The organism is Paenibacillus cremeus (genome assembly GCF_007786445.1).
Classification (GTDB): Bacteria; Bacillota; Bacilli; order Paenibacillales; family NBRC-103111; genus Paenibacillus_G; species Paenibacillus_G cremeus.
In genome coordinates this window covers 1-1,095 of the sequence record NZ_VNJI01000144.1, presented here as the reverse complement: position 1 = coordinate 1,095, position 1,095 = coordinate 1, and the positions used below count along the sequence as shown (strand labels likewise).

Sequence of the window (1,095 nt, the reverse complement as noted above, 5' to 3'; positions counted from 1 at the left end):
GCCAAGGACCAATGGTGCGGAAACAAGATGATGCTTCTGGAAAGATACTCTTCGGGGGTCGTAAAAGAGACTGCGAATACATAATACAGCGGAAAGAGTGCGGATAATCCGCAAAGCCCCAATACCAATGAATTGCAGACGGAGAATAATCCGATTCCTCTCAAAGCTTTCATGGAGTCACCTCCTCAATGGTTAATAAACGCCGTCTTCACCCATTTTTTTTGCGAATTTGTTAGCCAGGATGACCAGCAGAAATCCGATTACGGATTTAAACAGGCCTGCCGCCGTGCTGAAGCTGAATTGTCCTTGCTGCACCCCCACGCGATAAACGTAGGTATCGAACACCTCGGCTACGTTCGTGACAGCGCCATTCATCATCAGAAATACTTGCTCGAAACCGACATCCATAATTTCCCCGATCCGAAGAATAAACAGAATGACGATCACCGGACGGATCGCGGGCAGGGTCACGTGCCACATTTGCCGAAGCCGGTTGGCCCCGTCGATTTTGGCTGCCTCGTATAATTGAGGATCGGCACCGGCTATGGCGGCAAGAAAAATAATCGTTCCCCATCCGGCATCTTTCCACATATTCTGGATGACGAGCATCACCCAAAATAAATCGGGATTGGTCAAGAAATCGATTTTGTCATAACCGAAAGCAACCAGCAGCTTGTTGATGATTCCCGTACCTTTCGAGCACATCAAAAATGTGATGCCTGCGATAATGACCCACGACAAGAAATGCGGCATATACAAAATCGATTGAATCACCCGTTTGTATGCCATCAATCTGACTTCATTTAAGAGCAATGATAGAATGATCGGGGTTGGGAAGAAGAAAATCAGTTTCAATAAATTGATGGCCATGGTATTACGCAGCAGCATCCAAAAATCCGGGTTGGAGAAAAAGCGTTGGAAATGTTCGAAACCTACCCAATGGCTTTTCCACAGACCCAAGTAAGGGGAAAAATTTTGAAAGGCAATCAGAATTCCCCACATCGGCAAGTATTTAAATAGAACAAAGTATAAAATTCCGGGCAGGGCCATCAAAAGTAAATACTTATTTTTTACCAACGCCCTCCAGCCCTGGCT

Annotated in this window: 1 protein-coding gene; it reads right to left on the bottom strand. The window is 45.8% G+C overall.

Translation table 11 applies throughout. From position 1 onward, the window contains the following. Positions 1–192 precede the first annotated feature (192 nt). Complete coding sequence (locus FPZ49_RS35245) at positions 193–1,050, bottom strand: ABC transporter permease (RefSeq protein WP_391563914.1); 858 nt, start codon at positions 1,048–1,050, stop codon at positions 193–195. Between the last annotated feature and the right edge of the window lie 45 nt (positions 1,051–1,095).

Coding starts and splice junctions, on each gene's coding strand:
- FPZ49_RS35245 (WP_391563914.1), bottom strand. CDS start 1,050: ATGGCCCTGCCCGGAATTTTATACTTTGTTCTATTTAAATACTTGCCG.